This window comes from Candidatus Enterococcus testudinis, assembly GCF_002140915.1.
GTDB classification, from domain to species: Bacteria; Bacillota; Bacilli; order Lactobacillales; family Enterococcaceae; genus Enterococcus_D; species Enterococcus_D testudinis.
Genome location: NZ_NGKU01000001.1, coordinates 988,520 through 993,848 on the forward strand (window position 1 = coordinate 988,520; position 5,329 = coordinate 993,848).

4 protein-coding genes are annotated in these 5,329 nt (G+C 32.6%); all 4 read left to right on the forward strand.

The window, feature by feature from the left end; translation table 11 throughout:
- Positions 1-401: polysaccharide pyruvyl transferase family protein (locus A5886_RS04740; protein ID WP_179189969.1), on the forward strand; the 401-nt coding region annotated here is incomplete at its 5' end.
- Between the two features lie 1,375 nt (positions 402-1,776).
- Positions 1,777-2,877 (forward strand): non-hydrolyzing UDP-N-acetylglucosamine 2-epimerase, encoded by a 1,101-nt coding sequence (gene wecB / locus A5886_RS04745; protein ID WP_179189970.1) that lies wholly within the window; start codon positions 1,777-1,779, stop codon positions 2,875-2,877.
- A 63-nt stretch (positions 2,878-2,940) separates the two neighbouring features.
- The gene (locus A5886_RS04750; RefSeq protein WP_086275991.1) at positions 2,941-3,957 is read left to right on the forward strand and encodes an NAD-dependent epimerase; all 1,017 of its coding nucleotides are present in this window, start codon (positions 2,941-2,943) and stop codon (positions 3,955-3,957) included.
- Between the two features lie 16 nt (positions 3,958-3,973).
- Positions 3,974-5,140 carry a nucleotide sugar dehydrogenase gene (locus A5886_RS04755; protein WP_086273884.1) on the forward strand — a complete coding sequence of 389 codons (1,167 nt, stop codon included), beginning with the start codon at positions 3,974-3,976 and terminating at the stop codon, positions 5,138-5,140.
- Positions 5,141-5,329 lie beyond the last annotated feature (189 nt).

Genomic DNA, 5,329 nt, shown 5'->3' on the forward strand with positions numbered 1-5,329 from the left:
TTATTATATCTAATGATGTAGAAGGAAATACAGATTTATTAAGAAGAGCAAAGGAAGTATTTAGAAATTTTGATTGTCGAGTATTTGATTATTCGAATCCTTTTGAGTTTATTAATCTTATATCAAGAGTAGATAGTATTGTAACTCCGAAGTTACATGTTGGAATTTTTGGGGCCACATACGGAAAGCCAATTATTTCTTTCCCGCTGCATCCTGAAAAGACACTAAGATACTATTCGCAAATTGGATATCCTGAAGTTTCTAAATCACTTTTCGAAGTAACCGAAAGCGATATTAAGATAATGATTGATCGTTACTTATGGAGACCAGTAGAATTATCTGAAGAAATCTTACAGCTAGCTGATAAGAATTTTCGAATATTCGACCAGATTACGTTTTAAATATTTATAAAGTAATAGGCTGTTATTGCAGTAAAATAACTAGTGTAATCAGATTGCTGTATCAAGGTATAATTATTTTTGTTATGGATGTGATAGTTGGAATTATGAGCTATTTAAATTTAGAATGGTAACTCAAAAGAATCTATAAAAAAACCGCATCATTAACTAGAGCTAGCTATAGCTTGCTTTATGAGTGAATGAGCTCAGTTGTACAAAAGAATTGCACGACAAAACTAACCCTCGACTATCCAATCTAATCTTTTTTTCGGATGCTAGAGTGTGCCATTCGCCTATTCTGTTAAGGGCAATCCGATAACATAAATGGTCAGGTTGCTTGTTTATCGATTTTGAACTGATCGGACATTTGTAAGAGTTTGACGCATCTCTGATGCATATCATAACAATGTTCATTAAACTGACTGGAGTTCTTTTCTTATGAAGCTTCGAATGTAATCGCGAAATTTTGAAGAAAGTTGTGAATAGCGTGACATTAGCTATCGGACCTGCCTCTGAATTGAAACTATCTAGTGACTTGTAATTAGTTTTAAAAGCACGATTCAAGCATTAGATAATCTGGAGTGTTTTCAAGGTCAGACAGTGTCAGCTCAAAGCTTGATAAATATAATGCATTTTGAAAAGTGACTTTTGTATGTATTACATTCTCTCTTTGAAAGGGCTTCTAGGAGCTTTTGATAATTTGAGCATTTCTTGCGCTTATACTGGTGAATAGTAATTCGTTTACGTTGTATGATTTTAGCCTTTCATCACAATATGGGCACTTCAGTGTGATTTTTTATGATTGATTAGGGTAGAGCAAACCTTGTATTAATACATGCATCATGACTGGACCCGTTATTGAGGTTTAGATACTCCGAAGGAACTTGGCAACGCGGACAACAATCAGTTGGCTTGATTGTTCTATAATTTTGTCGACATTATACTGTTTTAAAAAGTGTGGACTGTTTCAGCTTCCTGCTCTTTAATAAGTTCTTTGTTGTCCAGTTTTTCGGTTTCAACTATTTTTTGGAAGTTCATCAACAGTCAATCTTTTATTATTAATATCAGATATATCATCGGGCTTAGGCACTATAGAACAGGTAAGAATAGAAGATGATTGATACACGAGGGCAATAATAATTTATTGTTGGAAAAGTATAGTTTCATTTTAAGTTAAATCAGAATATAATTAAGTCGACATTTGTCTCTTCCTATCACAGTTTGTGGGAGTTTTTCTAGTCAACTTCATTATATCAAACTGAGGGGGTATAAGTGTCTATTTGTACCTAAAATTTTATTTATCAAGTATTGTAAGAACTTTTTTAACAGGTTATTTTGGTAAATTCTGAATTAAGTTTAGAATCATGGGAGGACAATTATGATAAAAATTATGACAATTTTTGGGACTCGTCCTGAAGCAATCAAGATGGCACCATTAATAAGATGTATTGAAAAGGATCAACGGTTTAAAAGTATAGTAACAATTACTGCTCAGCATAGACAGATGCTTGATCAAGTGTTGACGTTCTTTGGTATCAAGCCCGACTATGATCTGAATATCATGAAAGATGGACAGACACTCATGGATATTACTAGTAGAGTACTTAAAGAGTTAAATTTCGCTATTGAAGAATCAAAACCAGATATAATACTGGTCCATGGAGATACTTCTACTACTTTTGCTGCATCTTTGGCAGGATATTATCATCAGATTAAGATCGGTCATGTAGAGGCAGGACTGAGAACTTGGAATAAATATTCACCGTTTCCAGAAGAAATGAACCGACAACTAACTGATGTTTTATCAGACCTTTATTTTGCTCCAACTGAACAAAGTAAAGAAAATTTAATTAAGGAAAATCATCCTGAGGAGAAGATATATATTACAGGTAATACAGCTATTGATGCTATGAAATACACAGTCGATAATGAGTATTCAAGTCCACTCTTAGAGGAATTGAGAGATAAGAAAATAATACTGGTGACCATGCATCGCAGAGAAAATATTGGCAAACCAATGGAAAACGTTTTTCGTGCGATAAATAAACTAGTCGAGGAGTATGATGATATATCGATATTATTTCCTATGCATAAAAATCCTGAGGTTAGAAAACTCGTCAAAAAGACTTTGATAAATTCAGAACAAGTTAAGTTAATTGAACCTCTAAATGTTGTTGATTTTCATAACCTAGCTAGTCGAAGTTATTTAATTCTTTCGGATTCTGGTGGGGTTCAGGAAGAAGCCCCTTCTCTAGGTATCCCCGTCTTAGTTCTTAGGGATACAACGGAACGTCCTGAGGGTGTTAAAGCTGGAACGCTCAAACTCATAGGTACAAGAGAATCAGATGTGTATAATCAGGTTAGTAAATTAATTAATAATCGAAAACAATACGAAATTATGGCAAGTTCATCTAATCCATATGGAGATGGAAGAGCATCTGAGAAAATACTTGAAGCGATAGCCCAAGAGTTTGCATAGTGGTTTTTAAAGCCTGTGGATTTGAGTGTGTAAGATTCCCGTAATGATTGGAGAGAGAATATGATGAAAATATTGATTACTGGTGGGGCAGGTTTTATCGGCTATCATCTCACAAAAAAAATTATTGATAAAGAAAAAAGCGATGTTCAAATTATTGGTATTGATAATTTAAATAGTTATTATGACGTCAAACTAAAGCAAGATAGGTTAAAACTATTAGAAAGATTTGAGAATTACCAATTCATCAAAATGGATATTACGGATAAGAATAGTTTGGATAATCTTTTCAAAAATGAAAAATTCAATATAGTAATTAATTTAGCAGCGCAGGCAGGTGTGAGATATTCTATTACGAACCCATATGCATACTTAGATTCTAATCTATTAGGCTTTTTGAATGTACTGGAGGCTTGCAGAAATTTTCCTGTTGATCATTTATTGTATGCGTCATCCAGTTCAGTTTATGGGGGGAACTCAAAAATCCCTTATTCTACAGAGGATAATGTTGACCATCCGGTTAGTTTGTATGCAGCAACTAAAAAGTCAAATGAGTTGATGGCTCACTCGTATAGTAATCTCTATAATATCCCTACAACTGGTTTACGTTTTTTTACTGTCGTTGGTCCATACGGTAGACCAGATATGGCTTATTTTTCGTTTACAGAAGACATTTTTAATGGCAGAGATATAAAAATTTTTAATCATGGAAACATGAAAAGAGATTTTACTTATGTTGATGATGTTGTAACTGCAATCAGCAGGTTAATTAATAATCCACCAACTACTGATAATGCGTGGAATGAGCTAGATGGTAAAATTAGTGAAAGCTGGGCACCTTATAAGATATATAATATTGGAAATAATACCCCAGAAACTTTAATGAGGTTTGTAGAATTATTGGAAAAACACATAGGAATTGAAGCGAATAAAATATTTATGGATATGCAATTGGGTGATGTTATGAAAACTTATGCAGATATTAGTGATCTTGAAGAAAAGTTAAATTTTAAACCTGAAACATCATTAGATGAATCTTTAAGACTCTTTGTGAAATGGTATAAAGATTATTATAAATATTAAAAAAGGAGCTATAAGAATGAAGATAGCCGTAATAGGACTGGGTTATGTTGGCTTAGCCAATGCACTTTTATTGAGTCAGAAATATGATGTAAAAGCATATGATATCATTCCTGAAAAAATAGAAAAGCTGAGAGAGAAACATTCTCCTCTCGAAGATAAAGAAGTTCAAAGTTTCTTAAATAGAAATGATTTAAGTATAGAATTTACTTCAGATTTTAAATTTACAATTGAGTTTTCTGATTATATAATAGTGGCGACACCTACTGATTATGATGAAGAAAAAAATTATTTTAATACATCCAGTGTCGAAGATGTGATTGAAAAAGTATTATTAATACGTCCGGATGCAACTTTTATTATTAAGTCCACTATCCCAGTTGGATATACAGACGAATTAAAAAAACGTTTTAGTACCAATAATATTATATTCTCCCCAGAATTCTTAAGGGAAGGAAAAGCTTTGTATGATAATTTACATCCCTCAAGAATTGTTGTTGGTGAAATTTCAAATAGGGGAAATGAGATTGCTTCAATATTTATGGATAGTGCGGTTGATGAGAATATTTCAGTATTGCTAACTAACTCGACTGAAGCGGAAGCCATTAAACTTTTCTCAAATACTTATCTTGCTTTAAGAGTTGCTTATTTTAACGAACTTGATACTTATGCTGAATCTCGAGGTTTAAATGCTAAGCAAATAATTGATGGGGTGGGGCTAGATCCTCGTATTGGAACCCATTACAATAATCCATCCTTTGGATATGGTGGATACTGCTTACCAAAAGATACGAAGCAACTTAGAGCAAATTACAAGGATGTACCTAGCAATATCATTGGTGCAATTGTTGATTCCAACACGACAAGAAAAGATTTTATAGCTGACCAAATTATTGCAATGAAACCAAAAATAGTTGGGGTTTATAGGTTAACTATGAAATCAAACTCAGATAATTTTAGATATTCTTCTATACAAGGTGTTATGAAAAGAATTAAAGCTAAAGGTATCGAAGTGGTCGTATATGAACCCACATTAGATTTTACAGAATTTTATCACTCGAAAGTTATTAAGAATTTTTCAGAATTTAAAGAAGTATCTGATGTGATTATCACAAACCGTATGGATAATGAATTATTTGATGTTCAAGAAAAAGTATACTCTAGAGACTTATTTGGTCGAGATTAGCAAGGTGTATATAGTATTTTCTTGCAACTAAGTGCTATTCAAACAAGCGAATTATCTTCTATTACAGTGTTAATTATATGAGACTTGAGCTCTGTAAGCTAGAATAAATTCAACCAATAGTAGAGATATTATTTTTAATACCAATTATCGGTATATCAGTTGCGTTGGTTGAACTTAAAAATATATATG

Coding starts and splice junctions, on each gene's coding strand:
- wecB (WP_179189970.1), top strand. CDS start 1,777: ATGATAAAAATTATGACAATTTTTGGGACTCGTCCTGAAGCAATCAAG.
- A5886_RS04750 (WP_086275991.1), top strand. CDS start 2,941: ATGAAAATATTGATTACTGGTGGGGCAGGTTTTATCGGCTATCATCTC.
- A5886_RS04755 (WP_086273884.1), top strand. CDS start 3,974: ATGAAGATAGCCGTAATAGGACTGGGTTATGTTGGCTTAGCCAATGCA.